The sequence below is a fragment of the Vibrio sp. M60_M70 genome, from assembly GCF_037162085.1.
In the GTDB taxonomy this organism is placed as follows: Bacteria; Pseudomonadota; Gammaproteobacteria; order Enterobacterales; family Vibrionaceae; genus Vibrio; species Vibrio diabolicus.
In genome coordinates, this window is sequence record NZ_JARLUL010000002.1 from 1,065,827 (window position 1) to 1,092,338 (window position 26,512).

27 protein-coding genes are annotated in these 26,512 nt (G+C 44.4%); 17 read left to right on the forward strand and 10 right to left on the reverse strand.

Annotated features, from left to right (window positions below; genetic code table 11):
• Nucleotides 1-69 precede the first annotated feature (69 nt).
• The 7 genes from P4S59_RS20400 (at nucleotide 70) to def (ending at nucleotide 6,018) form a co-directional block, all read left to right on the forward strand.
• Nucleotides 70-1,416, forward strand: coding sequence for a magnesium transporter (locus P4S59_RS20400; RefSeq protein WP_337168959.1), 1,347 nt, complete (start codon nucleotides 70-72; stop codon nucleotides 1,414-1,416).
• Nucleotides 1,417-1,708: 292 nt separating this feature from the next.
• Nucleotides 1,709-2,245: an AAA family ATPase gene (locus P4S59_RS20405; RefSeq protein ID WP_337168960.1), complete on the forward strand. Its 537-nt coding sequence runs from the start codon at nucleotides 1,709-1,711 to the stop codon at nucleotides 2,243-2,245.
• A gap of 113 nt (nucleotides 2,246-2,358) precedes the next feature.
• Nucleotides 2,359-3,804 carry an N-acylglucosamine 2-epimerase gene (locus P4S59_RS20410; protein WP_337168961.1) on the forward strand — a complete coding sequence of 482 codons (1,446 nt, stop codon included), beginning with the start codon at nucleotides 2,359-2,361 and terminating at the stop codon, nucleotides 3,802-3,804.
• Nucleotides 3,805-3,904: 100 nt separating this feature from the next.
• On the forward strand, nucleotides 3,905-4,156 hold the full coding sequence (locus tag P4S59_RS20415) for a DUF2999 family protein (RefSeq protein ID WP_005395194.1): 252 nt from the start codon (nucleotides 3,905-3,907) through the stop codon (nucleotides 4,154-4,156).
• A 316-nt stretch (nucleotides 4,157-4,472) separates the two neighbouring features.
• Nucleotides 4,473-4,802: a YceK/YidQ family lipoprotein gene (locus P4S59_RS20420; RefSeq protein ID WP_337168962.1), complete on the forward strand. Its 330-nt coding sequence runs from the start codon at nucleotides 4,473-4,475 to the stop codon at nucleotides 4,800-4,802.
• 31 nt (nucleotides 4,803-4,833) lie between these two features.
• Nucleotides 4,834-5,292: an ABZJ_00895 family protein gene (locus P4S59_RS20425; RefSeq protein WP_337168963.1), complete on the forward strand. Its 459-nt coding sequence runs from the start codon at nucleotides 4,834-4,836 to the stop codon at nucleotides 5,290-5,292.
• A gap of 219 nt (nucleotides 5,293-5,511) precedes the next feature.
• Nucleotides 5,512-6,018, forward strand: a complete 507-nt coding sequence (gene def, locus P4S59_RS20430) for a peptide deformylase (protein ID WP_020842054.1) — start codon at nucleotides 5,512-5,514, stop codon at nucleotides 6,016-6,018.
• 66 nt (nucleotides 6,019-6,084) lie between these two features.
• Here def and P4S59_RS20435 read toward each other — a convergent pair whose 3' ends face one another.
• Nucleotides 6,085-6,492: a helix-turn-helix domain-containing protein gene (locus P4S59_RS20435; protein ID WP_301575843.1), complete on the reverse strand. Its 408-nt coding sequence runs from the start codon at nucleotides 6,490-6,492 to the stop codon at nucleotides 6,085-6,087.
• Between the two features lie 85 nt (nucleotides 6,493-6,577).
• Here P4S59_RS20435 and P4S59_RS20440 point away from each other — a divergent pair, with 85 nt between their 5' ends.
• From P4S59_RS20440 to P4S59_RS20455, 4 genes are all read left to right on the forward strand, one after another.
• On the forward strand, nucleotides 6,578-7,081 hold the full coding sequence (locus P4S59_RS20440; protein WP_337168964.1) for a DUF2938 domain-containing protein: 504 nt from the start codon (nucleotides 6,578-6,580) through the stop codon (nucleotides 7,079-7,081).
• A 232-nt stretch (nucleotides 7,082-7,313) separates the two neighbouring features.
• Nucleotides 7,314-8,342, forward strand: a complete 1,029-nt coding sequence (locus tag P4S59_RS20445) for a phospholipase A (RefSeq protein WP_006742284.1) — start codon at nucleotides 7,314-7,316, stop codon at nucleotides 8,340-8,342.
• Between the two features lie 94 nt (nucleotides 8,343-8,436).
• Complete coding sequence (locus P4S59_RS20450) at nucleotides 8,437-8,895, forward strand: hypothetical protein (protein ID WP_005395188.1); 459 nt, start codon at nucleotides 8,437-8,439, stop codon at nucleotides 8,893-8,895.
• Nucleotides 8,896-9,228: 333 nt separating this feature from the next.
• Entirely contained in the window at nucleotides 9,229-10,233 is a 1,005-nt protein-coding gene (locus P4S59_RS20455) for a metal-dependent hydrolase (protein ID WP_337168965.1), read from the forward strand.
• 41 nt (nucleotides 10,234-10,274) lie between these two features.
• Here P4S59_RS20455 and P4S59_RS20460 read toward each other — a convergent pair whose 3' ends face one another.
• From P4S59_RS20460 to P4S59_RS20470, 3 genes are all read right to left on the reverse strand, one after another.
• Complete coding sequence (locus P4S59_RS20460) at nucleotides 10,275-10,667, reverse strand: hypothetical protein (protein WP_114323694.1); 393 nt, start codon at nucleotides 10,665-10,667, stop codon at nucleotides 10,275-10,277.
• Between the two features lie 490 nt (nucleotides 10,668-11,157).
• Nucleotides 11,158-12,918 carry an ABC transporter ATP-binding protein/permease gene (locus P4S59_RS20465; RefSeq protein WP_337168966.1) on the reverse strand — a complete coding sequence of 587 codons (1,761 nt, stop codon included), beginning with the start codon at nucleotides 12,916-12,918 and terminating at the stop codon, nucleotides 11,158-11,160.
• Nucleotides 12,919-13,092: 174 nt separating this feature from the next.
• A complete protein-coding gene (locus tag P4S59_RS20470) occupies nucleotides 13,093-13,707 on the reverse strand; it encodes a 3'-5' exonuclease (RefSeq protein WP_181869542.1) in 615 nt (204 codons plus the stop codon).
• Nucleotides 13,708-14,063: 356 nt separating this feature from the next.
• Here P4S59_RS20470 and P4S59_RS20475 point away from each other — a divergent pair, with 356 nt between their 5' ends.
• From P4S59_RS20475 to P4S59_RS20485, 3 genes are all read left to right on the forward strand, one after another.
• Nucleotides 14,064-14,915 carry an immunity 49 family protein gene (locus P4S59_RS20475; protein WP_114323697.1) on the forward strand — a complete coding sequence of 284 codons (852 nt, stop codon included), beginning with the start codon at nucleotides 14,064-14,066 and terminating at the stop codon, nucleotides 14,913-14,915.
• 196 nt (nucleotides 14,916-15,111) lie between these two features.
• Nucleotides 15,112-15,372 (forward strand): DUF5062 family protein, encoded by a 261-nt coding sequence (locus P4S59_RS20480; RefSeq protein WP_005376453.1) that lies wholly within the window; start codon nucleotides 15,112-15,114, stop codon nucleotides 15,370-15,372.
• 223 nt (nucleotides 15,373-15,595) lie between these two features.
• Entirely contained in the window at nucleotides 15,596-16,090 is a 495-nt protein-coding gene (locus P4S59_RS20485) for a YcxB family protein (protein ID WP_114323698.1), read from the forward strand.
• 119 nt (nucleotides 16,091-16,209) lie between these two features.
• Here the strand turns inward: P4S59_RS20485 and P4S59_RS20490 are convergent, their stop codons facing one another.
• Both P4S59_RS20490 and P4S59_RS20495 read right to left on the reverse strand, forming a co-directional pair.
• Nucleotides 16,210-16,950 carry a helix-turn-helix domain-containing protein gene (locus tag P4S59_RS20490; protein ID WP_181869543.1) on the reverse strand — a complete coding sequence of 247 codons (741 nt, stop codon included), beginning with the start codon at nucleotides 16,948-16,950 and terminating at the stop codon, nucleotides 16,210-16,212.
• Between the two features lie 104 nt (nucleotides 16,951-17,054).
• Nucleotides 17,055-17,516, reverse strand: a complete 462-nt coding sequence (locus tag P4S59_RS20495; protein ID WP_109169927.1) for a carboxymuconolactone decarboxylase family protein — start codon at nucleotides 17,514-17,516, stop codon at nucleotides 17,055-17,057.
• A gap of 241 nt (nucleotides 17,517-17,757) precedes the next feature.
• Between P4S59_RS20495 and P4S59_RS20500 the strand changes: the two genes are divergently transcribed.
• Nucleotides 17,758-18,159, forward strand: coding sequence for a VOC family protein (locus P4S59_RS20500; protein ID WP_109169928.1), 402 nt, complete (start codon nucleotides 17,758-17,760; stop codon nucleotides 18,157-18,159).
• Nucleotides 18,160-18,402: 243 nt separating this feature from the next.
• Here the strand turns inward: P4S59_RS20500 and gcvP are convergent, their stop codons facing one another.
• The 3 genes from gcvP to P4S59_RS20515 form a co-directional block, all read right to left on the reverse strand.
• A complete protein-coding gene (gene gcvP, locus P4S59_RS20505) occupies nucleotides 18,403-21,267 on the reverse strand; it encodes an aminomethyl-transferring glycine dehydrogenase (protein WP_225461076.1) in 2,865 nt (954 codons plus the stop codon).
• A gap of 128 nt (nucleotides 21,268-21,395) precedes the next feature.
• Nucleotides 21,396-21,776, reverse strand: a complete 381-nt coding sequence (gene gcvH / locus P4S59_RS20510; RefSeq protein ID WP_046876056.1) for a glycine cleavage system protein GcvH — start codon at nucleotides 21,774-21,776, stop codon at nucleotides 21,396-21,398.
• Nucleotides 21,777-21,829: 53 nt separating this feature from the next.
• Complete coding sequence (locus P4S59_RS20515; RefSeq protein WP_337168967.1) at nucleotides 21,830-23,125, reverse strand: serine hydroxymethyltransferase; 1,296 nt, start codon at nucleotides 23,123-23,125, stop codon at nucleotides 21,830-21,832.
• Between the two features lie 377 nt (nucleotides 23,126-23,502).
• Here P4S59_RS20515 and P4S59_RS20520 point away from each other — a divergent pair, with 377 nt between their 5' ends.
• Together P4S59_RS20520 and gcvT are read left to right on the forward strand one after the other, a co-directional pair.
• A complete protein-coding gene (locus P4S59_RS20520) occupies nucleotides 23,503-24,126 on the forward strand; it encodes a helix-turn-helix domain-containing protein (protein ID WP_164665596.1) in 624 nt (207 codons plus the stop codon).
• A 260-nt stretch (nucleotides 24,127-24,386) separates the two neighbouring features.
• Entirely contained in the window at nucleotides 24,387-25,505 is a 1,119-nt protein-coding gene (gcvT, locus tag P4S59_RS20525) for a glycine cleavage system aminomethyltransferase GcvT (RefSeq protein WP_337168968.1), read from the forward strand.
• A 133-nt stretch (nucleotides 25,506-25,638) separates the two neighbouring features.
• Here the strand turns inward: gcvT and vdeR are convergent, their stop codons facing one another.
• Nucleotides 25,639-26,367 carry an efflux transporter transcriptional repressor VdeR gene (vdeR, locus tag P4S59_RS20530; RefSeq protein WP_006742273.1) on the reverse strand — a complete coding sequence of 243 codons (729 nt, stop codon included), beginning with the start codon at nucleotides 26,365-26,367 and terminating at the stop codon, nucleotides 25,639-25,641.
• Nucleotides 26,368-26,512: the final 145 nt, after the last annotated feature.

The following is a 26,512-nucleotide window of genomic DNA, read 5'->3' on the forward strand; positions in this document are numbered from 1 at the left end:
AGGATCTCATGCCTTTAGGTAATAGACATCGTGTTGACACTAACGTGATGCCCAAGGAAATCGGTGACAATGATGATAGATTCCAGCCAATTACAAATTAATCGCAAAGTGCCTCATTTGCTTACCGAGATCATTAAAGCGATAGAGTCGACCGAAGACCTCAGTTTTTTGAAAGACTATCAGGAAGCGCAAATCGCGAACATTTTGGAGTCGGTCAACATTGCTTATCGTAAACGCGTGATAGAAGCAGTGCCGCCAGAGAAGTACTGGACGGTATTAAATTTGCTGCGATACGACACCGCCAAGCACATTCATCAATCACTCAACAAAGAGCTACAACATGAACGCTTAGCGTACATCACTGATTCGGAACTGATCATCTTTGCAGACTTTCTACCGACCGAATTTGTGGATGAGTACCTTATCGACCAAAGTGAAGAGTCGGTCGCGCACATTCAACAAGCGCTGTCGTATGAAGATAACAAAGTGGGGAGATATGCCGAGCCGCATTTTTTAGTCGCAAATCCTAAAAACAGCGTAGGAGGCATCAAAACCGAGTTGTTAAAACGCGGACAAAGCCCGGTGCGATTGATCATCGTGCGTGATGTCGGAGGCGTTATTGGGACGATAGAACCTCAAACCCTGTTGCTGCATGAGAACCATACCAAACTCACAGACTTGACCGTAGTCACGCCAATTCTGGAAGATATCCAAACGATTCAGAGCGTCAGTAAACAGGTCTCGATTGATGGTGGAGCGCATTGGTTTCCTATCATGGCTGGTGGCAAAATTATGGGCGTTTTGTCGATGGCGATCATCGCGATTACGTTACGTGAACTCAGCCTACAAGCTGTAGTGGCAGAAAACGTACGAAGCGAAGAGGATTTGTTTACACCATTAACTGTGGCGACAAGGCTAAGAGCACTTTGGTTGGTGATTAACTTGCTGACCGCTTTTGTTGCCTCTGCCATCATTGGTATTTTTGATAATGTGGTCGAGCAAGTCGTTGCGCTTGCGATCTTAATGCCCGTCGTGGCGAGTATGGGCGGCATCGCAGGTAGCCAAACCTTAGCGGTGGCCATTCGGGGTATCGCATTGAACCATTTGCACCGAAGTAACTTGAAGCTATTGGTGAATAAGGAATTAAAAATCGGCACCATTAATGGCTTGATTATGGGATTAGTCATCGCGGGTGTCGTCTACATGGTGTTTGACTCTTGGCCATTGGCGCTTATTATCTGCTGCGCAATTTTTCTCAATAGTCTGGCGGCTGCGGCATCGGGTACGCTGATACCATTCACGTTGAAGAAGTTTAACATTGACCCCGCCGTGGCTGGCTCGGTAGTATTGACGACCGTTACTGATGTCGTCGGTTTCTTTGCATTCTTAGGCTTAGGTGCCATTTTCTTGATATAGAAAGCCAATTGACGCGCTAACCCGCTGAAGCAATCTCTCCATTTTCCAACCCAATTTTTTGGGCAAGCTTAGTTCGCTCAAAATTCCTCCGTTTTTCATAAACGCTGAACACGCCGTTTAAGCTTTCATTTCATCAATATTTTTTTCACTGCTCATTTCTATCCCAAAACATTCCACTGCCGATCTCGCTTAACGCTGGCGTGCCAAATGCCAATTTCAAACGCCAGATCATGCCAATTATCTTGGCTGTACACGCATTACTTCACTCAAACAAAAAAATAAGGAAACAATTTTGAATAAACTCATCGTATTCACTGGTGGCCCCGGCGCAGGAAAAAACTCGGTTATCGAACAACTAAAAACACAAGGCTTTATCTGCTCGCCAGAAACAGGTCGTCACGTAATACAAAGGCAGGTTACGAATCACGGTTCAGCATTACCTTGGAATGACAAACAAGCCTTTCGAGACGAAATGACAAAAGAAGAAGTGGGCAATTACCGAGCTTTCAATGTGCACCAAGCGGAGGTGTTTTTTGATCGCGGTATTGTGGATGTATATGGCTACAGCAAGTTGGAACAACTGCCAATCTCGGATGAGCTCATCACGCATTGCCAAACGCTTCGTTATCATTCTCAAGTATTCATTTTTCCACCGTGGGCATCGATATTCAGAAACGACGAAGAGCGAAAGCAAGATTTTTCTGAAGCGGTCGCCACGTATCAACAGATGGTCGATGCATACCACAAGTTCGGTTATCAATTGATCGAAGTGCCCAAAATGTCAGTCGAAGACAGAGTGGCGTTTATTCTCGACTCAGTCATCGAATAAGGCAGACAGATGAATAATGCAAACAAATGCGTAAGGCGATTGTGACCACGACGACAATATGTGTAAAGGGAGTTATTTATACTGGATAAAATTCAATAACTTAATTGAGAATTATGTCTTTTAAATATCTTAAATTATTGCTCGCAACGACGAGCATGAACAGCTTTGCTGATGTGGACCTGCCTTCGGGGGATGATTGGTTAAACCATGTGACAAATGGCCTAGCGCCATATTGGATGATGGAAAGCGCACATGGGCAACCTGCGGGGAATTTTCCGACATTTCGTTGTGATAACGGTGTCATTCTCGACCCACAAAAGCCGTGTGAAGAATTAAACAAAGGGTGGATTAGCCCGCACTTCGATCGCGAATACACACGTATGAAATCGCGTCAAACTTACGCTTATGGCGTGCTTTTTCATCTTACGGGTGACAAACAAGCATTAGAGCTAGCCAAGAAAGGGGCTTATTACCTGATTGATCATCTACAAGATGAGAAAAACGGTGGCTTCGTGAGCTTTACGCGTAGTGGAAAACCGGGGATGGAGTGGCAACAGCGAACTTCTCAAGACCAAGCTTACGCCTTGGTGGGCTTGGCGATGTACTACTACTTGACGCAAGATCCAAAGGTTGAACAAGCACTTATCGACCAGCAAGCGTTTATATTTAAACAATACCGACGAAGCGATGATCGCGGTCTGGCGTGGGTTTTGAAAGATGGTGATGGAGAAAGTGAGAAGCAGCAAGAGTTAGTCGCTCAACTTGACCAGATCAATGGCTATCTGTTGTTAACGGCATCACTCTTACCAGAGCCAGCGCAAGCCAAGTGGAAGCAAGATCTGCAATGGCTGACGCAAGTGATGCTGGATAACTACCACTCCGACAAAGAGCAGCGCTTTTATGGCGCGATACACCACAAAGCGGTAATGATGCCAGATGCGAAACACAATGATTTTGGACACACCATCAAAGCGTATTGGATGACGTATCTAACTGGTCAGTTGTTGGAGAATTCCAATTGGACAGAGTTTGGTTTCAAAGGAATGAAACACACGCTTAAACAAGCGCAATACCAGCAAAACTTTGAGCAAGTCAAAGCGCTCTTCTCGCCAGAATGGCAGGGTAAATGGACGCAAGAGAGCATTCTTGCTTGGCAATCAAGACCGCACAAACACTATAGCTCGTCTTGGGAATGGGCAGAACTCGATCAAGCGGCGATGACGGTTTCTCTTGTCGATGATTCGATGAAAGAAACGTTGCAATACACGTTACCCACCTTTATGGACGTGTGGGTGGATCATCAATACGGAGGTGTTGGTCTGAATCCTAAATCAACCAAAGCGTTCCATTGGGGAAATGGTTACCACCAGTTTGAACATGCGTTGGTCGGGTATTTGTACGCGCAACAAATGGCAAAACAGCCCGCTAAGCTTTACTACGCGCGACCAGCCGAGAGTAAAATACCACTTAATCCATATTACTTTAACGCGGATATAAAAGCGCTTTCATCGCAAAGTGATGGAGTCACTACCGCAACGTTCACCAATATTCGACCATAACTTGGTCGATGGTGGTGTGGTGGTTAAAGTCTGCGTGCAAACTAACAAAACCCAATGGTAAACTGCGGGTCTGTTTTACATAGTATTTAAAGGTAATTTGATGAACCCGATTCTTGCGATGTTGAAAGAAAACAATATTAGCGACGAGCAAATCAACGAGCTATTTCAGGCGTTAACTCAAAACCCTCTGGCTGCAATGGCAACTATCAGCCAACTAGGTCTGCCACAAGATCAGCTTCAAGCGTTAATGGCGCAGGTAATGCAAAATCCTGTACTGATTAAAGAAGCAGTGGAAGAGCTGGGCCTGGACTTCTCCAAAGTAGTAGAAGCCAAAGCTAAGCTACAGCAGTAATCGAGTTTTCGATAAAAACAAAAGCCGCCAGAGCCAAATGGTTCTGGCGGCTTTTTTACATTAGATGAAAGGTACGCGACTCCAACGGGAAAACGAATAGGTTGATCTTAACTTGGTTCTTGCATAAAAAATTAAGTGCGATTCTAGTCACGTCGCATGAACTCACGGGTGCTATTGGAAATAAATGAATTGTTTCTAATACATAGAACGTATTAACATGGTTGCACTAGGCCCATATGAGTGAATTCATTGAATATACAATTTGAGATAGAAGGTTTAGTTTTAAAAAATAACAGTTAGTTGGAATCTAGGTTAAATGAAAATAAATATATTTAAAAAGCTACAAGTTGTATTTCTTGTGGTGTCAGCATCTTTAATGGTGGGGTGTTCATCTATAGGTGCGCATGCTGGTGGCGGATACGGAAAGCCGTTTTCCGGCACCGCGTTATCAGTCGCACGACAACCTTGCTATTTAAGATCTGATATTACTTCCATCGCGTTATACCCACTTTCATTGATTGACATTCCTTTGTCGTTAGCAACGGACGTTGTGTTTCTTCCTGTTGATTTAGTCATGGTAGCTGCACCAACAACGAGTTATGGCGGCGTTGTTTCTCTAGGTTGTCCAAGCGGCAGCATGATCTAAAGTCTGATTTTATTGAAATAAATGGAAGGAAATGAAAGTGGAATCGAAAAATAATTACTCAACAGAAAACAACGCTCCCTCGGTGCTCTTTGTAACGTCGCTTTTGTGTTTAGCATCAGTTTGTTTGGCCATACTGCTATTTATTATTGAGTACATTTCTGGCATGGAAATGAACGGTGTCGGCTTTCTCGGGACGTTAATACCAGCGATGAGTGTAGGATATTATTTTGGCTATAAAACAGGGAATATAATGCCTTCGACAACGAGATGGTATTCAGTGCTGCTTTGGAATTTATCGAGCTTAGTGGCGTTTTCTCTCATCTTAATGTTTTTGGGCATCTCTATATTTGAACTGATAGCGGAACTAGGCTGGTTCAGTATTATTATCGTTGTATTAACGTTAATAACCGTTTGTCTCGGGTACTTTATTTTCAAGAGTGGTGAAAAAATAGCGATTAAGGTTTTGCTAAAAGCGCAAAAGAGTGCGTAACTCACATATAACGAACGCTTAAAGATAGATACGTAAAAAGACGCCAGCCATATCGTGCTGGCGTTATTGTTTTCTCTTTCTTTGTGCCTCTTTGGTCTCTAGCAAAATCGAATGTTTTAGACGAAACGGTATTTCTACGAAAACTCAACATGTTTATGTCTGCCCAAACGTGTGTATAATTCGCCGGAAATTACGATTTACAGATAACGAAAGGTAAGTATGGCAGTCCTCGAAATTCTCTCCATTCCAGACCCAAGACTTAAAGTAAAAGCAGAAAAAGTCACTGATGTATCGACAGTACAAACGTTGATCGACGATATGCTAGAAACACTTTACGCAACGGGCAATGGCATCGGTTTAGCTTCAACCCAAGTTGGTAGAAAAGAGGCGGTTGTTGTCATCGATATCTCTGACGAACGCAATGATCCTTTAATCTTGGTCAACCCAGAAGTGGTGAGCGGAGAAAACAAAGCGCTTGGTCAAGAAGGGTGCCTATCTGTTCCCGAATACTACGCCGATGTAGAGCGTTACACATCAGTTGTTGTGTCTGCATTGGACCGTGATGGCAACCCAATTACAATCGAGAGCGATGAGTTCTTGGCGATTGTGATGCAGCACGAAATTGATCACCTATCTGGTAACTTGTTCATTGATTACCTTTCACCGTTAAAGCAAAAAATGGCGATGAAAAAAGTGAAGAAGTACGTAAAAGCGCAAGCTAAGTAAAAAATGAGAGGAAGTAACTCACAACCGCGAGTTGCTTCCTTTTAAATCAAGAATAAGTAGAGTGTTTTATCTCGCTTTGTGGGGGACATAACGCTTTACGACCTTCATAAGCCTCTGAAATGAAGAACAGTCCATATGTGACTCATGAGGGCAGGAAGCAACATGGTTTAGGCTGTCTCGCACCGCTTTCAAACGTTTTATTTGCTCATCAATTTCAAGCGCCTTTTTCGCCAGTAAGTCACGATCAATGTATGGTTTTGAACCTTCTGAGTGATTCAACATTTCTGCCATTTCGTTAAGTGATATTCCAGCGATACGCCCCAAACTAATGATGTTGAGTTTATTGAGTACCTCTGGTGAATATTGACGTCTCAATCCATTCCTTCCTATCGAGCGAATTAACCCCAACTGTTCGTAGTATCTGAGCGTTGAGGTCGGCAATCCTGATTTTTTAACCACTTCTGCAATATCCATACTATTCCTCATTGACTTCAAGTCGACTTTAAGTTGTAGCATGCAACTAAGACCTTAACAAATCAAAAACTTGAGGAGTGAAAAAATGCTGTTTTTAATAGGATTACAAGCGGCGCTAATAGGGATTGGTGCGACTTTGATAACGGATTTATGGGCTTGGCTACAAAGGAGAGTGTTTGGTATTCCCTCACTAAACTATGCATTGGTTGCGCGCTGGGTTTTGTACATGCCCAAAGGAAAGCTTATGCATGCGCCAATTATGGCAACAGACCCGATGTCGGGAGAAAAAGCACTCGGTTGGTTTTTGCACTATGCCATTGGTGTTGTTTTCGCTTTGGCTCACATTGCTGCTTTTGGGCATCATTGGTTGGTAGAGCCTAGTCTAGTGCCCGGCTTAGCCACTGGTGTGGTCACGTTGGTCTTCCCATTTTTTGTCATTCAACCTTGTCTAGGATTTGGTTTTGCTGCCAGTAAAACCCCAACACCTTGGAAAGCCCGTTTTCTTAGCACATTGGCGCATTTGGCTTATGGCTTGGGTTTATTCATAGCCGCGTTTGCAATCAAAGTGGCGAGCCAGTATTTTGCATAGGGAATATGAGCATCATGCAAACGAGTCTTTTTTGTTTTTATTTATGATGCTCAACTCTTGGTCGTTTTTGGCGCGTTGCTCATAGTGGGCGGATATGTTTGAGGTCTGTCGTATTTATTCAAGACGTAAAGTCAGCGAACATTTAACATTGCCTTAACGCCGGAATGGCAAGCGGTTTACCAAGAAAAATTAAAATTATCTGGTTTGACATAAAGAATATTAAGGGTTTCAGATGGCTTCAAAAGTGGCAGGGATATCAATACTGAGCTTATTGGCAGCGCCAGTTGCGATGGGAGAAACAGCCAGTGCTTATGATTTATGTTTGCTAGACAAAATTAAGCAAAGCAAAGGTGAGGAAACCATAAAGAGCATTCGTGCGCAGTGTGAGCTCGATGCAGTAACAAGTACAGTGCCCGCAGATCCAGAAATTGAAGAACCTGAGGAGCTTCAGGAAAGCTTGGTCGACAAGCGTTTGGAGTCAGAACGAGAAAACGCCTTTGAACCATTTAGTTTGGTAGCGCATCGTGTTAACTACATCTTGCCGTTCACTTACAGTGATCGCGTAAATAAGCGTGCTTATGCGGACACTAAGTACGGGGATGAGCTGCGTAAGGAAGAAGCGGAGTTCCAAATTAGTTTTAAAGTGCCAATGAACTACGACGATTTGTTGTTTGATGGGGATGGTTTGTTCTTTGGTATGACGCTCAAGTCATTTTGGCAGGTGTATACAGGAGCAGCATCGCGTCCATTTCGTGAAACCAATTATCGTCCTGAGCTTTTTTATTATACTCCGACAGACTGGAAGCCACTTGATGGTTCGACTTGGTTAGGTTTTGGTATTGAGCATGAGTCGAATGGGCAGAGACAAGAGTTATCGCGCAGTTGGAATCGTGTTTACGCCAACTTAACCTTTGCGAAAGACAATTTTGCGGTTTCTCTTCAACCGTGGTGGCGTATACCTGAGGATGAAAAAACATCTCCGAATGATCCTAAAGGTGATGATAACCCGGATATCGAAGATTACATGGGGCACTTTGAGCTATCGAGTGCGTACAAATGGAATGGTTATGAGTTTACCTTCTTAGGCCGCCAGAACTTCCAAACGCATAAAGGCTTTGCCGAATTAGGGGTGTCATTTCCGATCTGGGGCAAACTTCAGGGATACGCACAGTACTCGACGGGGTATGGTAAGAGCTTGATTGACTATGATCATAATCAGCAGCGTATTGGTGTTGGTATTGCGATCAACGGTGTTCTGTAGTTTTTCGGTAGCCCAATAGAAATAAACGCTGGCAATTGAGATTTCAGTATTTAGAATGCGTGGCTGAAATTGATTTCCAACCTAGAGTGATTTTATGCTTCGTGATTACACCTTCGATTGTCTTGTAACCATGCCTCGTCATGAACTGGAAGAGTTTAGTGCTCGCATGATCAGTAAAATGGTGCCTGAAGACGTGATGAATGAGCTATTTACTTTCGATCAAGAAGAAGTGGATAGCGAAGACCGTATGTTGTCTGCACGTCTTGATGCCATGTTACGCATGACAGCAATCGCACTGAGTGAAATTCAACAAGCGTTTGATGACTCAGACAATGCGAAGCAAAATAGCGAGCGAATGACGCGACTGGTTCTTTGGCATTTCTATGCGATTTCATTCCATTTGGAAGAGGCGATCACGTTAGAAACACACTGTGCACTAGTGGAAAAGCTACTCGAAAATACACCTTCGGATGTTTTTGATTGGGTAAAAACATTGACGGAACTTCTGCACACTTACGCTGAAATCAACGCGAAAGAAAACCCTCAAGACTAAGGTTTTTGTCGTTAATCCTTCAGTAAACAAGGCGAGCCATCCGGTTCGCCTTGTTTTATTTTTGCATCTGTAAAATCCGCAGTTTTGTACTTTTGACGTACACCACAAGCCTCGCTTTAGGTTCGCTTCTCACTAGCGAATAGGGCGATTCCTTCTTACACTAAAATCAAAGTGTTTGTTTTCGAACACTTTAATGCGTCATTAAGGTGTGTCTTCCAATCCACTTAAATACGGATAATTTATGTCGGAGAACGTTCTGGTTTTTAAATTTGAGCCTATTTTGAAGCGTATATGCCTTCTATCTTGGCTACATTTTCGTTGCGGGCGTAAATAATGGACCCGTTAACGCAAGGTTTACTTGGCGCTGCTTTGCCACAGTCTGCAAGTAACAAGCGGCACATTGTGGCTGCTGGCGTGTTAGGCGTGGTTTCAGGGATGGCACCGGATTTGGATGTACTTATCCGTTCATCAACTGACCCATTGCTGTTTTTGGAATATCACCGACACTTTACCCATTCATTGTTGTTTATCCCTTTTGGCAGCTTTCTCTGTGCTTTAGTGTTGTATCCGTTGTTAGCAAAAAAGCGAGGACTAAGCTTCCGGCAGAGTTGGTTTTATTGTGCCCTTGGTTATAGCACCCATGCGCTGTTAGATGCTTGCACCAGCTATGGGACTCAGCTTTTTTGGCCGATAAGCAACACACGCTATGCCTGGAATACGATCTCTGTTATCGATCCCGCTTTCTCACTTCCGATTTTGATCCTGCTTTTCTTTGCCGCACTGAAGCGAAATCGAAGCTACGCGCGTGTCGCATTTCTATGGTCTCTGGCTTATCTGACTCTTGGGGTTATTCAACGAGATAGAGCAGAAGCGGCCGGGTGGAAAATCGTCCAAGAGAGACAGCACAGCGCTTTGCAGCTAAAAGCAAAACCAACCTTCGGGAATCTTTTGGTCTGGAAAGTGATTTATGAAACGGAAGATAACTACTATGTGGATGCGGTAAGAGTGGGGCGTTCAATAAAAATCTACCCAGGCGAATCCACACCAAAGCTCAATGTGAAGACTCAATTTCCATGGCTCGATCCGCAATCGCAGCAAGCGAAAGACATCGAACGTTTCCGTTGGTTTTCAAATGGTTTTGTAGCGCAAGACCCGAATAACGAAATTCGAATTGTTGACGTGCGTTACTCCATCGTTCCAAACCAAATTAACGCGCTGTGGGGCATCAATCTATCCCCAAAAGCCAGCGCGGATGAACACGTCGAATACACTGCTCATCGAGGTAGTACAACGGAAGACCGCCAAACTTTTCTCAATATGCTTACGGATTTTGAGTGATGGTTTTTACTTTGGGTACCGATGCGGTGTCGTAATAACCATCACGCTGACTGAAAGTCCTTCACTAGGGTAGGCTTGCTGGCGAAGAAAACTTTGCCAAACAGAGACTTGTACTTCCATCCAAGGGACAACAGTCGTTTTGCTAAGCTTTTGTTTTCAATGATAGTTACTTCAACGCCTTGGTAATGATATGGATGGCTTTTAATGTAGTCGATAAATGCAGTAAGCACACCTTGCCCGCGAACGGAGGGCGCAAAGTTGACTGCAACAATGGAAAAGCGCTGACTGCCAACAGGGCAACGGACAAAGCAGTGCCCAAGCGGATGAGTGATGGTCTCGGAAAACTCAGGAAACGCGCGAGACTCTAGCTCTTGAGAGAGTGCATCGTATTGTTGACATAAATGATAAAAAAGTTGTTTCGCTTCGCTGTTCATATCGGTGCCGCTTACTTGTAACTTGGTTTAAAGGCATTGATTTCAAAAACATTGTAACCATAGGCAGAAAGACAAAATGCGGTGAATTTTTACAGTGGTGATTTCCTATTTTTGAAACCTAACTTGTTACAAGTGAAGTTGATTGGATTTTATATGGTACTTGGGGATGAGTGTTTCTAGTTGAAGGGAGAATACGCTGGTTACTGGATTCTTACCGGAGTTCCTGTATTAAAAGGAGAACCTCTTGGTTTAATGCCGCTCGTTTAACTACGAGTGGCATCTTTTTGTATTTCGTCATCTTGTACAGCGACGAAGGTGCGTGATATAGGATCTTCTATCCTAGCTCTTTATGGTCAAAATTGTCTCTTTAACCACTCAGCACGTTGCTATTAGATTCCTAGTCTCGCTGGAATGACACAAAACATCGTTAAGCTATTGGCATTAAATCACTTGGTCCGTTTTTGCTTATTCTTGAGGGCTTAACTAGGCGCTACTCTAAGTGCTTAAATTGCAACGCCACAAGTCGCTGATACAACTCACAGCTTTGCATTAATGATTGGTGGTTACCAACATCGACTAACTCACCATTGTCGAGCACCGCAATTTTATCCGCGTGTTGGATGGTCGAAAGACGATGAGCAATGATCAGCGTTGTGCGTCCTTTCATCAGTGCTTCAAGTGCTTGCTGAACGTGATGTTCACTTTCACTATCAAGAGCGCTGGTAGCTTCGTCTAGCAGTAAGATTTTTGGATCTTTTAGAATCGCGCGAGCAATCGCAATGCGCTGTTTTTGTCCGCCCGATAGCCTAACGCCGCGCTCGCCTAAAAAGCTGTGATAGCCTTCGGGAAGCTTCTCAATAAACTCATGGGCATGAGCTTTTTTGGCGGCTTCGATGACTTGTTCATCCGTGGCTTCTGGATTGCCGTAGCGAATATTGTGGAACACATCATGGCTAAACAGCGCTGGCTGTTGTGGTACGAGTGCCATTTGGCGTCGAAGCTCTTTTGGGTCGAACTGTCGAATATCTTCGCCACCAAACAACACTTGCCCCTGTTGTGGGTCATAAAAGCGTTGCAGCAATTCGAATAGTGTTGTTTTACCTGCACCAGAAGGGCCAACCAACGCCAATACTTTGCCTTGTTCTGCGGTTAGATTTAATTCTTTGATAGCTGGTTGATTTGGGCGAGAAGGGTAGTTGAAACTCACCGAATTAAAGTTAACCTCAGCAGGTATGTCCGGACGGACAGGCAAATAGTTGCTTGGCGCTTTAATATCGCTGTCTACTTGAAGAATCTCAATCAGTCGCTCGGTAGCACCTGCGGCTCTTTGCAGTTCACCCATGACTTCGGAAATGGTTGCAGTCGATGAGGCAACCATAATGGCGTAAAACACAAACGCTGCTAGGTCTCCCGCAGACATCTTTCCGTGAATCACATCGCTGCCGCCAACCCAAAGCATGCCTGCAATTGCGCTGAACACAATCACAATAACGCCTGATATCAGGATTGCGCGTTGTTTTACTCTCTGTCTGCCCACTTCATACGCTTTTTCCACCTCGACAGCGAAAGCCGCTCGTTCGTACGGCTCTGAGCTAAAACTTTGCACGGTTTTAATATGTTCTATCGCTTCACCTGCGTAGCTGCCGACATCGGCCATTGAGTCTTGACTTTGGCGAGAGAGCGCACGCACGCGTCGTCCATAAAACAAAATCGGAACCAAAACCAAAGGCACAGAAGCAAGCACAATCAGCGTGAGCTTAACGTTAGTGGCAAACAACATTATGATGGCCCCAAAGCACATCAAAGCGCTACGCATCGCCATCGAGAACGATGAACCAATAATGCTTTGCAGCAACGTGGTATCGGTAGTCAGGCGCGACATAATATCGCCGCTACTGTTGGTCTCAAAATAGCTCGGATGCAGCGTAATCACATGGTTAAACACCGCAAGGCGAATATCCGCACTGACGCGCTCACCTACGGAAGAGACAAGGTAAAAGCGAAAGAACGTCCCAATGGCAATACACAGTGTGACACCAACAATAAACTGAATCGCATTGGTAAGCTCTTGCAATGATTGCTGAGCAAAGCCTTGGTCGATAAGAATACGCACCCCATAGCCAACGGATAACGTCAAGCTTGCCGTCGCGACAAGGGCAACCAAAGCCGCCACAACCCGCCATTTATAAGGTGCAATAAAGGTGTTGAGTTTAAGAAGAATGCTGAGATTTTTGTTATTTTTTCGGCTCATGAGTGACTCACAAAGCGTTTTAGGTACCTGGCATAGTAAGCCAGTTTGGTTGGTGAGACCAGCGAACTGCCGTTTTCGGAGTAGGAACTTCACTGGGATGCTCAATATCTTATGTATATCGAAAGTTGCTTAAATGTCTAAGAGTCAAAAAATGAACTTTGAGTGAGGAGGGAGTTAAGCACGGCTTTTGGCGAGTAGCAGGTCGACCTTTCCTTTTGCTGTTTTACTAACCGTTTGCATCAACTGAAAACTTGGCTTAAGGATACCTGAGTTTTCTAATCCTTCGACCATTAAGAGCCAAAGCTTGGCCGTCATTTGTGCATCGGCTAGTGCGCGGTGAAAAACACCGTTGTTGTCGATATTTTTATAGCGAACAAGTTCGCCTAGCTTGTGTGACGGAGCATCTTGAATGAGCCGTCTTGCTACCAGCAAGGAGCAAGCAAACTCACCCGAATAACCACAGTTGATTCGTTCAAGCTCTGCATCTAAAAATCGTTTATCGAAAGACGCGTTGTGAGCGATAAGGTTCTCGCCAGCAATGAACTCACTAAATGACGCCATTACCTCTTCGCAGCTTGGTGCCGATCGCAACATATTGTTGGTAATGCCGGTGTAGTTCTCAATGAAAGAACTCACTCTGAAACCGGGATTCATGAGTCGCTGAAAACTATCGACAACCTCGCCATCGACTAACTTTACTGCACCAATTTCTATTGCGCGATCACCTAAAGTAGGAGAGAGACCTGTGGTTTCAAAGTCGAGTACGACCACAGAGTTTGCTTGAGGCATAAAATTTTCCAGCTGAGTAATATTGCGCAAGAGTATTATCGAAAGCGACAGAAAAAGAAAGGCGAACGCAATGGTGAATATCTGTTTATCTTTACTCCACAAAGTCAGTGTTCGTCGTCCACTGTTTATGGACAGGTACGTTCTGGCTTACCCATCGTGGCTTGCGCATTAGCCTTATATCTCAAATGTTTTTCGGCCTTTTGATTCATTTCAATTAAGCATTAAATTTCGATATAAAATACTGATTATAAATTGATTTTATAAATCAACTTCGGCATCATTCACTGCTTGATTTTGAGAATGAACATCTTCACGGCGAAAAATTATAACAACTATAATACGAGGCTAGGGTACCAATGAAAAATCACTATTTAGATATACCTGAAGAAAGAAAATTGCGTATTTTTCGTGAAGAAGATGAAAATTTTTACAGCTTCTGGGAAAGAATGCTTGATGAAAAACAATCTTTTTATCAGCAACCTCTCAAAAGAATGAGTAGCGACGCTTGGTATTCGCTTGATGCATTCTTCACTGCTTCCGAATTCGGACAACATCAGGCCTCGCCAGCTTATATAAAAAGGGCGCTTGAGTTACTGAATAACGTGTACTTGCTGGCCAATCATTCAGACCAAGTTGTTGAGTTCTCCGTTGGGCACCGACACTTTTCGGAAGTGGGTAACCGTTCTATTGCAGGAGGAACAATGGATGCTTGGCTGGATGAAATCTGCTTAGCGATGGCAGCGAGAGATTGGCGCTGCGTAGAGCTGATGACCATCATGGATGAGTCATTATTGTCTATAAAGACGCCGTTTAATGTTGCTCTAGTCGAGTTCGTTAGCGGTGTATTTAGCAATTCATCAGCGTTACCTGAGTTATTGCAAACTGTGATGGAGAAATCCTCCCCGCAATATTTAGAATCAACCAGGGTGCCATATGTACACTCTTTGTTTATTCCATTTGTGAATGTGTTTGTTGCCATTATCGATGGCGATGAGGCACATTATCAAGAAGCACTGAGAGATGCGTTAGAGGCGCATTACCAGTTTTACATGAATGAAGATGTTCGTTATTCGCCAAAAGGGAATGTTTCTTTGAAACTGACTGGTCTAGCTGCATTGGCATACGATAAGTATGGCTGGACTATTCCGGAAACCGCATATTTACCGAAATGGCTCGTTTACGGTGAACATGATCTCTGTTCTAAATAAATTATTCGGAGGCTGGCCCTCAAGCCCACTCGGAGTTGCAGCTCGGAGGCATACACAGAAAATACGCCTCGAAAAAGGTCGTTTTTCAACCAGTAACTCGGAAGCAAGGCATAAACTTATCAATATGCGAGCTTACTAACACGCCATACGTGACACTTCATGTATCCTTAATTGAAGCGAAGAAGAGGATTTATCAATGTCAAAAAGCTCCAAGCTTCACAATGAAGACAAACTGGTTAAGAAGGCACTAGAGATTGGTGGTAAGATGGCGAAGCTACAAGGTTTTGACCTTCCACAGTCACCACAACCTCTGAGAGTAAAAGCGATTTACCTATTCTTGGTCGATGCCAAACAGATCACGCCACTACCGGAAAGCAAGCTAGACGGCGCAAGCATCAAACACCGACTGGCAGTCTGGATACACAGTGCATTGCCAGACAACGACCCTCTAAAGTAGAAAACCTTATAAGTCATATAGGTCATTAATTAACAAGGCGAGCCAAATGGTTCGCCTTGTTTGATCTTGGCGAGTGCACCGAGGTCTTTTTGCGTGGCGGTATCATTGATTTACAAAACAGAATCAAAAGGACTAAAGATAAATCCCGATAAGCGCTACAATGCAGGCGTTGCGAGAGTGCAACCAAGATTACTCATTTACAGAAGCCTTGAAGTAACCATACATGTCTAAAGATTTCGAATTCACTACAGAATACATACTCGACAAACCTTTCTTTGCTGAGTGTTATGATCAAACTAGCCAACCAACGAAGTTTCCACAGGCGTACCTAAAAGGGATGCTGTTTCTTATCTTTGGTGTGGTTTTATTGGAGTTTGAACTGCTACCTAACGGTTATGTCGGTTGGTTCTTTATCGTATTGAGTGTGATTGAAGCGTGCAGCGTTTACTTCAAAAGAACTTGGTGGCTTTGGCGTCAAACCATCAGTTCAAGCCGTGGCAGCAAAGTAGTGTTTGAAGTAAATGCAGATGGCGTGCGCTACAAAAGCGGTAAAGTTGACCGCAGCCTCGCATGGAATGAAATTGACCAACTGGAACAAACTGATTTGGGCTTTATCCTTCATCTTGGTAAACAGCGCCAATACATCAGCAAATCTTGCTTAAATGAAGAAGTGATCGCGTTTATGGTAGAACAGCACGCGGCATCAAAAGCGAGCTAACAAATTCACATCAAGCTGGAATGAGCGATCTGAAAAGTAGGTGATATATGATCGAACTTCATGACAAGTGCTTGGTTGATTCTGAATCAACTGGGTTTGATGTACAAAACTAATAGGGTTTAGAGATTTCTCTTTCGGACAAACTGCTTCGGTGTCATGCGCGCAATCTGCTTACACTCTCTAGTCATGTGTGCTTGATCGGAAAAACCTTGCTCCAGCGCCAACTCCGATAAAGTAAGATCGGGTTGCGCTCGGAGTTGCTCTAAAGTGTGCTTCACTCGTTTAATGCGTTGGTAATGTTTAGGAGTAATCCCTAACCATTTCTGAAAATTGCGCTCTCTCTGGCGCTGACTGAGCGTCCCTGTAGGCTGGTCAATGATGTGGCCGACGTACTGTGGTTCATATTCCTCAATCAGTGCTTGAACCCAGCGATACAAAGTAGAAATCCTTGCAGACGGCGAACGCGCTGTTTGCAGAGACTCAAATGTTGCTAGCGCAGAAGAAGCCAAAGGGTGGTCATCTTGAATCCGCAATAGCTGTTCTAGGCGTTTACCAAATAGTTGATAACCAACAGCAGGATGAAAGCGTACGCCAGTCATCACCGCGCCTGGCGGTAGGCAGACTTGATGTGCCAGAATGCTTACAGGTAGTAGGACAACCCCTGGCGTTTGCCACTCACCATCCATTTGTACTTCATTTTGTAAAATGAATACCACACCTGTACCAGCATCACTGAGTAATTGTTTACGTACGGTTTGCGTCGTATCAGGTTTGACGGATGCTGACCAAATGGCTTGAACATAGCCAGCTAAAGCCCTTTGAGGTTTTAAAATATCAAATTCTAAGTTCAAATGAATCATCCTATTTAACCTCAACTTAAATGAGAAAGTGATACACATGTACTTTTCATCATATTAAGTTGAGGAATAAGCAGTGACTTATATGTAAAAACTGTCAGATAGAATTATCTAGGTTTATAGACTCCAACCTTTGGCTTAAATGCCTTAACTATTCGGTTCCAACTGTTGATCGCGTTGATCGCAATTGTTAGGCTGACCATAGCTTCTTCTCCGAAGGTATTCAAGGTCAGCTGATAGGTATCATCATCTACAGGTCGGCCAGCAGTTAGTAATTCAGCCCAGCCTAGTGCAACGTGTTCTGCATCGCTGTAGAATGGCATATCTTTCCATGCACTAAGCCCCCATATGCGTTCCGGCTTTTCACCTAACTTAAGCGCATCTTTACTATGCATGTCGATACAAAATGCACATTGATTGATTTGCGATATGCGTAACTTAACCAGTTCCCATATGATCATGTTCATGGTTTCTGATTGGCTAAATTGTTCATGGAAGTAAGCTTCCTGAGCGTATAGGATTTCTATTGCCTTTGGCGCTACTTCAATATAGTTGAGTCGTTTTTTCATGGTCATTCTCCTCTGTTTTTCACATAATAAAAAACGCTCTTAGCAAAAGATTGAAGATTTTCGACATGCACTCAATAAAGTTAGATAAAGGAGTGAACGAAGAAAGCGAAAAAGGATGTCTATTTGATGCTATGCGTAAACATTCGTATTGTGTGCCTTACACTTTTGCAAGGCGTTACGTGCTTTCTAGAAAAGTCTCAAAATAGCGTACAATTAGCGTTTTGACACAGCGGAAATCATCATGGCCAAAACTGTTCAGCAGCAAATCGGAAACATTGCTCTAGTCGTTGAAAATTACGACGATGCTATCGAATTTTATACTCAAAAACTTCAATTCACCCTGGTTGAAGATACCAGCCTAGGTGGTGGTAAACGCTGGGTTCAAGTTTCTCCTCCAAACTCCAATGGTACAAACCTTCTTTTGGCTCAAGCGAGTACACCGGAGCAAACGCACGCAGTAGGAAATCAAACAGGTGGTCGTGTTTTCTTGTTCCTGCAAACTAATGATTTCTGGCGTGACTATGAGTTGATGAAGAAAAATGGTGTTGTATTTAATGAAGAGCCTCGTGTGGAAGAATACGGGACAGTGGTGGTGTTCCAAGATCTCTATGGTAATAAATGGGACTTACTGCAACTGAACTGAGAAATTACACAGCACCTGCATAACATAGTGTTCATGAGGAGTTTCCAACAAGCTTTTAAGGTTCTGAGATATTAGTGCTAATTCAAAGGTTCTCAGAAGTCACAATATTTCTAAATCACTTTTGTGCAAACAATAACTAGCCATCATTCCTTCTTGATGTATCAACAAATGTTAGGGCGGCACACCAAAAACAAAAAGGCGAACCAAACGGTTCGCCTTTGTCTATTTAGATGCTGCCAAAAATTAATCTTCGTAGTTATCGATGCTTGGGCACGAGCAGATTAGGTTACGGTCGCCGTATACGTTATCTACGCGGTTTACTGTTGGCCAGTACTTCCAAGATTTGGTCGCTTTAGAAGGGAAGCAGCCAAGCTCGCGAGAGTAAGGACGGTCCCACTCTTCAGCAGAAAGGTCAACTTGCGTGTGTGGCGCATTAACGAGAGGGTTGTTCTCTAGTGGCCATTCACCGTTTTTCACTTTTTCCATTTCTTCGCGGATAGCGATCATCGCATCACAGAAGCGGTCTAGCTCTTCTAGATCCTCCGATTCCGTTGGCTCAACCATTAGCGTGCCCGCTACAGGGAACGACATAGTTGGTGCGTGGAAACCGTAGTCCATTAGACGCTTAGCAATGTCTTCTTCGCTAATGCCTGTCTCTTCTTTAAGCGGACGGATGTCGATAATACATTCGTGCGCTACGCGACCATTTTTGCCACGGTAAAGAACAGGGTAGTGTTGACGAAGTGTTTCCATCACGTAGTTTGCGTTCAGAATTGCTACTTTTGTTGCATCTGTTAGGCCTGCTTCGCCCATCATTGCGATGTAAGCCCAAGAGATCGGTAGGATAGAAGCGCTACCCATATCTGCTGCTGATACTGCAAAATCTTCGCCTTCTACGCCGTCTTCAATATGGCCTGGTAGGAAAGGCGCTAGGTGAGATTTCACACCGATAGGACCCATACCCGGACCGCCACCACCATGTGGGATACAGAAGGTTTTGTGTAGGTTTAGGTGAGAAACGTCTGAACCAATAAAGCCTGGTGATGTTAGACCAACCTGCGCGTTCATATTAGCGCCGTCTAGGTAAACCTGACCGCCAGCGGCATGAACCATTTCACACACTTCTTTCACTTTCTCTTCGTAAACACCGTGCGTAGAAGGGTAAGTGATCATAATGCTTGATAGGTTGTCTTTGTGCTTCTCGATTTTCGCTGCTAGGTCGTCGATGTCGATGTTGCCTTCTTCATCACACTTAACCACGACAACTTTCATTGACACCATAGATGCTGTCGCAGGGTTAGTACCGTGCGCAGAGCTTGGGATCAAACATACGTTGCGGTGACCTTCGCCGCGGCTTTCGTGGTAGCGTTGAATCGCGATAAGACCTGCATACTCACCCGATGCACCAGAGTTTGGCTGAAGTGAGAATGCGTCGTAGCCTGTGATCTCACAAAGCTTCTCTTTTAGATCTTTCGCTAGTGCTGCATAGCCTGCCGCTTGTTCTGCTGGCGCGAATGGGTGGATAGAACCAAACTCTGGCCAAGTGATTGGAATCATCTCTGCCGCGGCATTCAGCTTCATCGTACAGCTGCCTAGTGGGATCATGCCGTGCGTTAGCGAGAAGTCTTTGTTCTCTAACTGTTTCAGGTAACGCATCATTTGCGTTTCGCTGTGATGCGTATTGAATACAGGGTGAGTCAGGTATTCTGTTGTGCGGCGTAGCGCTTCTGGAATTGCCGCAAACTCGTTGCCTGCGATTTCCGTCGATAGTGCTGCTACGTCTTCTTTTACACCAAAGACTGAAAATAGTGCTTCTACATCAGCGACCGTGGTTGTTTCGTCACAGCTAATACCTAGCTTGCCAGGTAGTAGACGTAGGTTGATGTCTGCTGAAAGTGCTTTTGCGTAAAGCTCTTCTGTTTTTGAACCTGTGTTGATCGTGATGGTATCGAAGAAGCTGTTATGAGCAAGTTCAAAGCCGCCTTTGGTTAGGCCAGCGGCGATAATCGCAGTCATATGGTGTGTACGGCGAGCAATAGTGCGTAGACCTTCTGCGCCGTGGTAAACCGCGTAGAAAGACGCCATGTTCGCTAGCAATGCTTGAGCGGTACAGATGTTCGATGTCGCTTTTTCGCGGCGGATATGCTGCTCACGGGTTTGCATTGCCATACGCAGTGCTTGGTTGCCGTTAGTATCGATAGAAACACCGATCACACGACCTGGCATGGTGCGCTTGTGTTTGTCACGCGTTGCCATGAATGCCGCGTGTGGACCGCCGTAACCCATAGGAACGCCAAAACGTTGTGCAGAACCGATTGCTACGTCTGCGCCCATTTCACCAGCAGGCTTCAATAGGGTAGAAGCAAGCAGGTCAGTCGCAACAGTGACAAGCGTTTTGTTTGCCTGCGCTTTTGCGATAATGTCCGTTAGGTCACGAACTTCACCTGTTGTGCTTGGGTATTGAACTAGTGCGCCGAACACGTCTTGCTCTGGTAGGGATTCTAGCGAACCAACCAGAACTTCAAAGCCGATGAATTTTGCACGAGTTTTTACTACTTCTAGCGTTTGTGGGTGAACATCGTCAGCCACAAAGAATACGTTGCTCTTGCTCTTACCTGCGCGCTTACACAGAGTCATTGCTTCTGCTGCCGCTGTTGCTTCGTCTAGCAATGAGGCGTTCGCGATTTCCATACCAGTTAGGTCGATGATCATTTGTTGGAAGTTTAAAAGGGCTTCCAAGCGACCTTGAGAAATTTCAGGTTGGTAAGGTGTGTAAGCGGTATACCAGCCAGGGTTTTCTAGCACGTTACGTAGAATGACGTTTGGAGTAAACGTGTTGTAGTAGCCCTGGCCAATGAATGTACGTTTAATTTGGTTTTGTTTAGCAAACTGCTTCATCGTCACTAGCATGTCTGCTTCGCTTTTCGCTTCTGCCAACGTCATTGGTTGTTCTAGGCGAATTTGTGCAGGCACGGTTTCTTCGATGAGGGCGTCAAGGCTTACCGCGTTGATGGCATCCAACATTTTTTGTTGGTCTGATTTGCTTGGTCCGTTGTGGCGTCCAACGAACTCATTTTGTGTGCTGAGGCTTTGAAGTAATTCAGTCATTGTCCTTTACCTACTCCTTGGCTCGGGTAACGGAAATGGTCGTTAGTGACACATTTAATTATACGTCCGAACCTAGAAAAAAAGCTGCTCTCTAAACAGGCTAGGGAACAGCTTTCGTCACATCCTAATTACTCTTCTTCGATAGAGTTTAGGTATTCTTCCGCGTCTTTTAAGTCATCCAACTCAGATGGGTTTGAAAGCTTCACTTTCACAATCCAACCACCTTCGTACGGTTCTTCGTTGATTAGCTCTGGGCTGTCTTCTAGTTCTTCGTTGATTTCTACGATTTCACCGGTAACAGGAGAGTAGATATCTGACGCTGCTTTTACAGACTCAACCAAAGAGAAGCTTTCACCTGCTTCTACTTCGTCTTCTACGTCTGGTAGGTCAACGAATACTACGTCACCCAACATTTCTTGCGCATGCTCAGAAATACCAAGTGTTACTGTGCCGTCACCGTTGTCACGTACCCACTCGTGGCTATCTGTAAACTTCAGTGTTTTGTCCATTGCTTAATCTCCAAATAACTTGTCAGGAATTATTGTGATTTTTAAAAAATCGTTTATTGGTAAAGAGGGAAGCGACTGCAAAGCTCTTTTACTTCTTTGCGAACGCGTTTTTCAACGTCTGCGTCACCTTCTGGGTTGTTCACCAAACCATCCAGCACGTCACCTATCCAATTACCGATGAGTTTGAATTCTTCAGCGCCAAAGCCGCGGCTTGTACCCGCAGGCGTTCCTAAACGGATGCCCGATGTAATCATAGGCTTCTCTGTATCGAATGGGATGCCATTTTTGTTACATGTGATCCCAGCACGTTCTAGAGCTTCTTCTGCTTTGTTGCCTTTCAAGCCTTTAGGGCGAAGGTCAACCAGCATTAGGTGCGTGTCTGTGCCACCAGTTACGATGTCGCAACCGCGAGTTTGCAATACTTCCGCTAGGACTTTTGCGTTATTGATCACCGAATCAATATAAGTTTTAAATTCAGGGCCAAGCGCTTCTCCAAATGCAACCGCTTTTGCTGCGATAACGTGCATCAGTGGGCCGCCTTGTAGGCCAGGGAATACGGCGGAGTTGATTTTCTTAATGATGTCTTCGTGGTTAGTAAGAATCATACCGCCGCGAGGGCCACGCAATGTTTTGTGTGTTGTGGTTGTCACAACATGCGCATGTGGCAATGGGCTAGGGTGTGCACCTGTTGCGATAAGGCCAGCAATGTGCGCCATATCGACCATAAGAATTGCGCCAACTTCGTCAGCGATTTCACGGAACTTAGCAAAATCGATAACGCGTGGAATAGCACTGCCACCTGCGATGATCATCTTTGGTTTGTGTTCTACTGCAAGTGCACGAACGTCGTCGTAGTTGATTTCCAGTGTTTCGCGATCAACGCCGTATTGAACTGCGTTAAACCATTTACCAGAAAGTGCTGGGCGTGCACCGTGCGTTAGGTGGCCACCAGCGTCCAAAGACATGCCAAGAATGGTGTCGCCTGGTTGAAGAAGAGCCAGTTTCACCGCACCATTTGCTTGAGCGCCTGAGTGAGGTTGAACGTTTGCGTATTCGCAATTAAAAAGTTTTTTCGCGCGTTCGATAGCAATGGCTTCCACTGTATCTACGTGCTCACAACCACCGTAGTAACGACGACCTGGATAACCTTCAGCGTATTTGTTTGTTAGGCATGTGCCTTGAGCTTGCATTACCGCTTTAGAAACAATGTTCTCAGAAGCGATAAGTTCGATTTGTTCGTTTTGGCGAGCGGATTCCGCCTGAATTCCAGCAAAGACAGCATCACCTGTCGCAGAGAGGTTGGTAGAGAAAAAGTTTTCCAAGCTGTGGTTAGGGTAACTCTTATTCATGGTAGTTGACCTTCCAAATCTTAAAATGAACCCGCAATAGATGAATTATGATTTGCGGTTGTGGTTCATTTGTCCTCAAAACAGCTGAACTGCATAGCAGAACAGAGTGAACATCCGGCCCTAAATGTGGGCAAAAACTCCGTCGGATTGCGTGTTTCCTTTACCAATCTCTTACGGAAATATGCATCTCTACATCTAACAAGTTGGTAACATAGCGCCTGCAGCGGGAACAATCAACCAAAAATTTCCTATAGGAAACAAGATTTCAAAAATTGTTAACAAGAGCACGGTTTAATTCACGTGGTGGACTTTTATCCACTATGTGCTTCATGCACAATGCTAGTAGGATAAAAATAAGGATATCTATAGAGGGATTTATGGCAGAAAGTATTTACGATGAATACCCATCGATGACGTTAGCGAAAGAGCAAAATGAGCAAAATATCGAGCCATTAAAGCTGGGTCAGCGTATCAAGGATATCCGCTCAAAACTTGGTATTACACTAGAAGAAGCCAGTCAGCGAACAGGGCTTGCTCGTTCTACACTGAGTAAAATAGAAAATGAGCAGATCTCTCCGACATTTCAAGCAATGCAAAAATTGGCGCTTGGCTTACAAATTGATATGCCGCAACTCTTTGAACCACCTAGAAAAAAGGTTGCGACAGGGCGTAGGGATGTTACCAAGAAGAATGAAGGCAAACCACACCCAACGCAAACCTATGAACATGAACTGCTCGCTACTCAACTTTCCAATAAGAAAATGATGCCGTTTAAGAGCCAAATTCGTGCTCGCAGTTTTGATGAATACAAAGACTGGGTTCGTCATGATGGCGAAGAATTTCTGCTTATCTTATCTGGTGAGGTCATGTTCTATTCTGAGTTCTACGAACCTGTTGTTCTAAGCGAGGGCGACAGCGTCTATTACGATGCGAACATGGGACATATGTTGACCAGTGTTAGCGAGGAAGATGCGCACATTTTGTGGGTGACAGCCAAATAGTGATAAATAGTTGTAAATTTCCTATAGTGAAAGCAAACGATTGCTGTTGGTGGTCGTTATGATGAAAAAGCGCTTTTTTGATGAGAACACACTCATTAAAGCGCTTTTTTTGTACGATTTGTTGTGATTAAAATGTTAAGAGTCACACTTTTGCAAGTCGATCTACGTCTTGTTCGTGCAAAATAGAATGAGCCGTGTTTATTATTGGAAACACATCGAATGCCGATAGCATTCTCGGGTCTATCTAAATGGAGACGAAAATGACTCAAGAACTACTGAAAACACCACTACACGCACTTCACGTTGAAGTTGGTGCCAAAATGGTCCCGTTCGCGGGTTACGATATGCCTGTTCAGTATCCTCTAGGCGTAAAAAAGGAACACTTACACACTCGTGATGCGGCAGGTCTGTTTGATGTTTCTCATATGGGACAACTTCGCCTACTCGGTGACGGTGCAGCTGCGTTCCTAGAAACATTAGTGCCAGTAGATATTGTGGATCTTGAGTCTGGTAAACAGCGTTATGCGTTCTTCACTAATGAAGAGGGCGGCATCATGGATGACTTGATGGTAGCGAACCTAGGCGATCACCTTTTTGTGGTTGTGAACGCGGCATGCAAAGAACAAGACATTGCACACCTACAATCGCATTTGCCATCTGGTGTTGAGTTAGAAATTATTGAAGACCGTGCTCTGCTTGCGATCCAAGGCCCTAAAGCGGCAGCTGTATTGGCGCGTTTTGCCCCAGAAGTTTCTGACATGCTGTTCATGGATATTCGTAATGTCGATATTTTAGGCGCCGAATGCATTGTTTCTCGTAGTGGCTACACTGGCGAAGATGGTTACGAGATCTCGGTTCCTGCTGACAAGGCAGAAGAACTAGCACGTAAACTGACCGCGGAAGAGGAAGTTGAATGGATTGGCCTTGGTGCTCGTGATTCACTTCGTCTCGAGTGTGGTCTTTGCCTATACGGTCATGACCTAGACACAACAACTACGCCTGTAGAAGCGAGCTTGTTATGGGGCATCCAAAAGGTTCGTCGTATCGGCGGTGAACGTGAAGGTAGTTTCCCAGGTGCGGATATTATTCTTAAGCAGATCGAGACCAAAGATGTGGCGCGCAAGCGTGTCGGTTTAGTTGGCCAAACTAAAGCACCAGTACGTGAAGGCGCGGAATTGTTTGATGCTGATGGCGTTAAAATTGGCGTTGTCACCAGCGGCACTGCGGGTCCAAATGCAGGTAAGCCTGTCTCAATGGGTTATGTGCGTGCTGATCTTGCTGCGATTGGTACCGAATTGTTCGCTGAAGTACGCGGTAAAATGCTACCAATGACGGTTGAGAAAATGCCGTTTGTACCGCAACGTTACTACCGCGGTTAGGTTACTCATTATTGTCATTCTTCGCGTATTCGCGAGGCAAGAAACAAGCAAAAATGCCGAGCTTTCTAGCTCGGCATTTTTATGTATATCGGTTTTATTTATACGCTTGGAAGTTATCGTAGTTTCTGCAGCCTTATCCGACCGCTTTGTCGATTGTACAACACATGTCGATAACGATATCTTCAAGTTTTTCCGGATGAATCATGTCTTCTTTTGCAATCCCAAACTGAGACGCCATGATCGTATTGAACAACTCCCAATGTTTGATCAGCATTTTTTCGCGATTATCAGCGATGTCAGGCCATGTCTCTTGCATCATCGGAGTAAGACTGATTGCACCATGTGCAAAAATCAACATCTGCCACTTTGATTCCCACTGATCAAATTGGGCGTTAGGGTTTTCACTGTTGTACTGCTCAAAAATTCCGGTAAATATCGCAGCAAACTCATCTTTTGACTTTAAGAAATACTGCAGCAGGGCACCATCATCGCCTTGGCGAATAGCATCAGCGATCATCTGTACTGGGTGAGGATTAACGAGCGCAAATGCCAGCATGCGAACCATGAACAGATAAATTTTTCTATTCGAAGGTGTGTTCTCAGGCATCTCATTGATTAATTCAGCCATATAGCACTGCATGAATTCATCCATCGCGTCGCTAACCGCTTGCCAAATCTTCTCTTTGCTGCCGAAGTGGTGACGGATCAAACTATGTGAAACACCAGCCTTTTCACTGATATTGCGCAGTGAGACACGCTCGTAACCAAGTTCACAAAACATATCTGCTGCCACCTTAAGGATCAGACACTTAGTTTGTTCTGCGGCTTCAGCACTTCTACGCCCCTGCTTTCTTTCATTCATAGTTCGAATTTTCCCGAATATTAATCAACGCGCTTACTTTTACCAGAAACCGGACGCTTTGACTAATTAATTTGCTTTCCACCTGGAAAATATCTTGATCGATTTCAAATTCTGCATATACTGCACGGCTGTGTAATAAATAAAA

What these genes read in the sequence shown, in the direction of transcription:
- gcvT (WP_337168968.1), top strand. Translation starts at nt 24,387, where the DNA reads ATGACTCAAGAACTACTGAAAACACCACTACACGCACTTCACGTTGAA.
- P4S59_RS20415 (WP_005395194.1), top strand. Translation starts at nt 3,905, where the DNA reads ATGAACCCGATTCTTGCGATGTTGAAAGAAAACAATATTAGCGACGAG.
- P4S59_RS20480 (WP_005376453.1), top strand. Translation starts at nt 15,112, where the DNA reads ATGTCAAAAAGCTCCAAGCTTCACAATGAAGACAAACTGGTTAAGAAG.
- P4S59_RS20460 (WP_114323694.1), bottom strand. Translation starts at nt 10,667, where the DNA reads ATGAACAGCGAAGCGAAACAACTTTTTTATCATTTATGTCAACAATAC.
- gcvP (WP_225461076.1), bottom strand. Translation starts at nt 21,267, where the DNA reads ATGACTGAATTACTTCAAAGCCTCAGCACACAAAATGAGTTCGTTGGA.
- P4S59_RS20420 (WP_337168962.1), top strand. Translation starts at nt 4,473, where the DNA reads ATGAAAATAAATATATTTAAAAAGCTACAAGTTGTATTTCTTGTGGTG.
- P4S59_RS20425 (WP_337168963.1), top strand. Translation starts at nt 4,834, where the DNA reads ATGAAAGTGGAATCGAAAAATAATTACTCAACAGAAAACAACGCTCCC.
- P4S59_RS20475 (WP_114323697.1), top strand. Translation starts at nt 14,064, where the DNA reads ATGAAAAATCACTATTTAGATATACCTGAAGAAAGAAAATTGCGTATT.
- P4S59_RS20445 (WP_006742284.1), top strand. Translation starts at nt 7,314, where the DNA reads ATGGCTTCAAAAGTGGCAGGGATATCAATACTGAGCTTATTGGCAGCG.
- vdeR (WP_006742273.1), bottom strand. Translation starts at nt 26,367, where the DNA reads ATGAATGAAAGAAAGCAGGGGCGTAGAAGTGCTGAAGCCGCAGAACAA.
- P4S59_RS20465 (WP_337168966.1), bottom strand. Translation starts at nt 12,918, where the DNA reads ATGAGCCGAAAAAATAACAAAAATCTCAGCATTCTTCTTAAACTCAAC.
- def (WP_020842054.1), top strand. Translation starts at nt 5,512, where the DNA reads ATGGCAGTCCTCGAAATTCTCTCCATTCCAGACCCAAGACTTAAAGTA.
- P4S59_RS20490 (WP_181869543.1), bottom strand. Translation starts at nt 16,950, where the DNA reads ATGATTCATTTGAACTTAGAATTTGATATTTTAAAACCTCAAAGGGCT.
- P4S59_RS20450 (WP_005395188.1), top strand. Translation starts at nt 8,437, where the DNA reads ATGCTTCGTGATTACACCTTCGATTGTCTTGTAACCATGCCTCGTCAT.
- P4S59_RS20435 (WP_301575843.1), bottom strand. Translation starts at nt 6,492, where the DNA reads ATGGATATTGCAGAAGTGGTTAAAAAATCAGGATTGCCGACCTCAACG.
- P4S59_RS20470 (WP_181869542.1), bottom strand. Translation starts at nt 13,707, where the DNA reads ATGCCTCAAGCAAACTCTGTGGTCGTACTCGACTTTGAAACCACAGGT.
- P4S59_RS20495 (WP_109169927.1), bottom strand. Translation starts at nt 17,516, where the DNA reads ATGAAAAAACGACTCAACTATATTGAAGTAGCGCCAAAGGCAATAGAA.
- P4S59_RS20400 (WP_337168959.1), top strand. Translation starts at nt 70, where the DNA reads ATGATGATAGATTCCAGCCAATTACAAATTAATCGCAAAGTGCCTCAT.
- P4S59_RS20515 (WP_337168967.1), bottom strand. Translation starts at nt 23,125, where the DNA reads ATGAATAAGAGTTACCCTAACCACAGCTTGGAAAACTTTTTCTCTACC.
- gcvH (WP_046876056.1), bottom strand. Translation starts at nt 21,776, where the DNA reads ATGGACAAAACACTGAAGTTTACAGATAGCCACGAGTGGGTACGTGAC.
- P4S59_RS20520 (WP_164665596.1), top strand. Translation starts at nt 23,503, where the DNA reads ATGGCAGAAAGTATTTACGATGAATACCCATCGATGACGTTAGCGAAA.
- P4S59_RS20500 (WP_109169928.1), top strand. Translation starts at nt 17,758, where the DNA reads ATGGCCAAAACTGTTCAGCAGCAAATCGGAAACATTGCTCTAGTCGTT.
- P4S59_RS20410 (WP_337168961.1), top strand. Translation starts at nt 2,359, where the DNA reads ATGTCTTTTAAATATCTTAAATTATTGCTCGCAACGACGAGCATGAAC.
- P4S59_RS20485 (WP_114323698.1), top strand. Translation starts at nt 15,596, where the DNA reads ATGTCTAAAGATTTCGAATTCACTACAGAATACATACTCGACAAACCT.
- P4S59_RS20455 (WP_337168965.1), top strand. Translation starts at nt 9,229, where the DNA reads ATGGACCCGTTAACGCAAGGTTTACTTGGCGCTGCTTTGCCACAGTCT.
- P4S59_RS20440 (WP_337168964.1), top strand. Translation starts at nt 6,578, where the DNA reads ATGCTGTTTTTAATAGGATTACAAGCGGCGCTAATAGGGATTGGTGCG.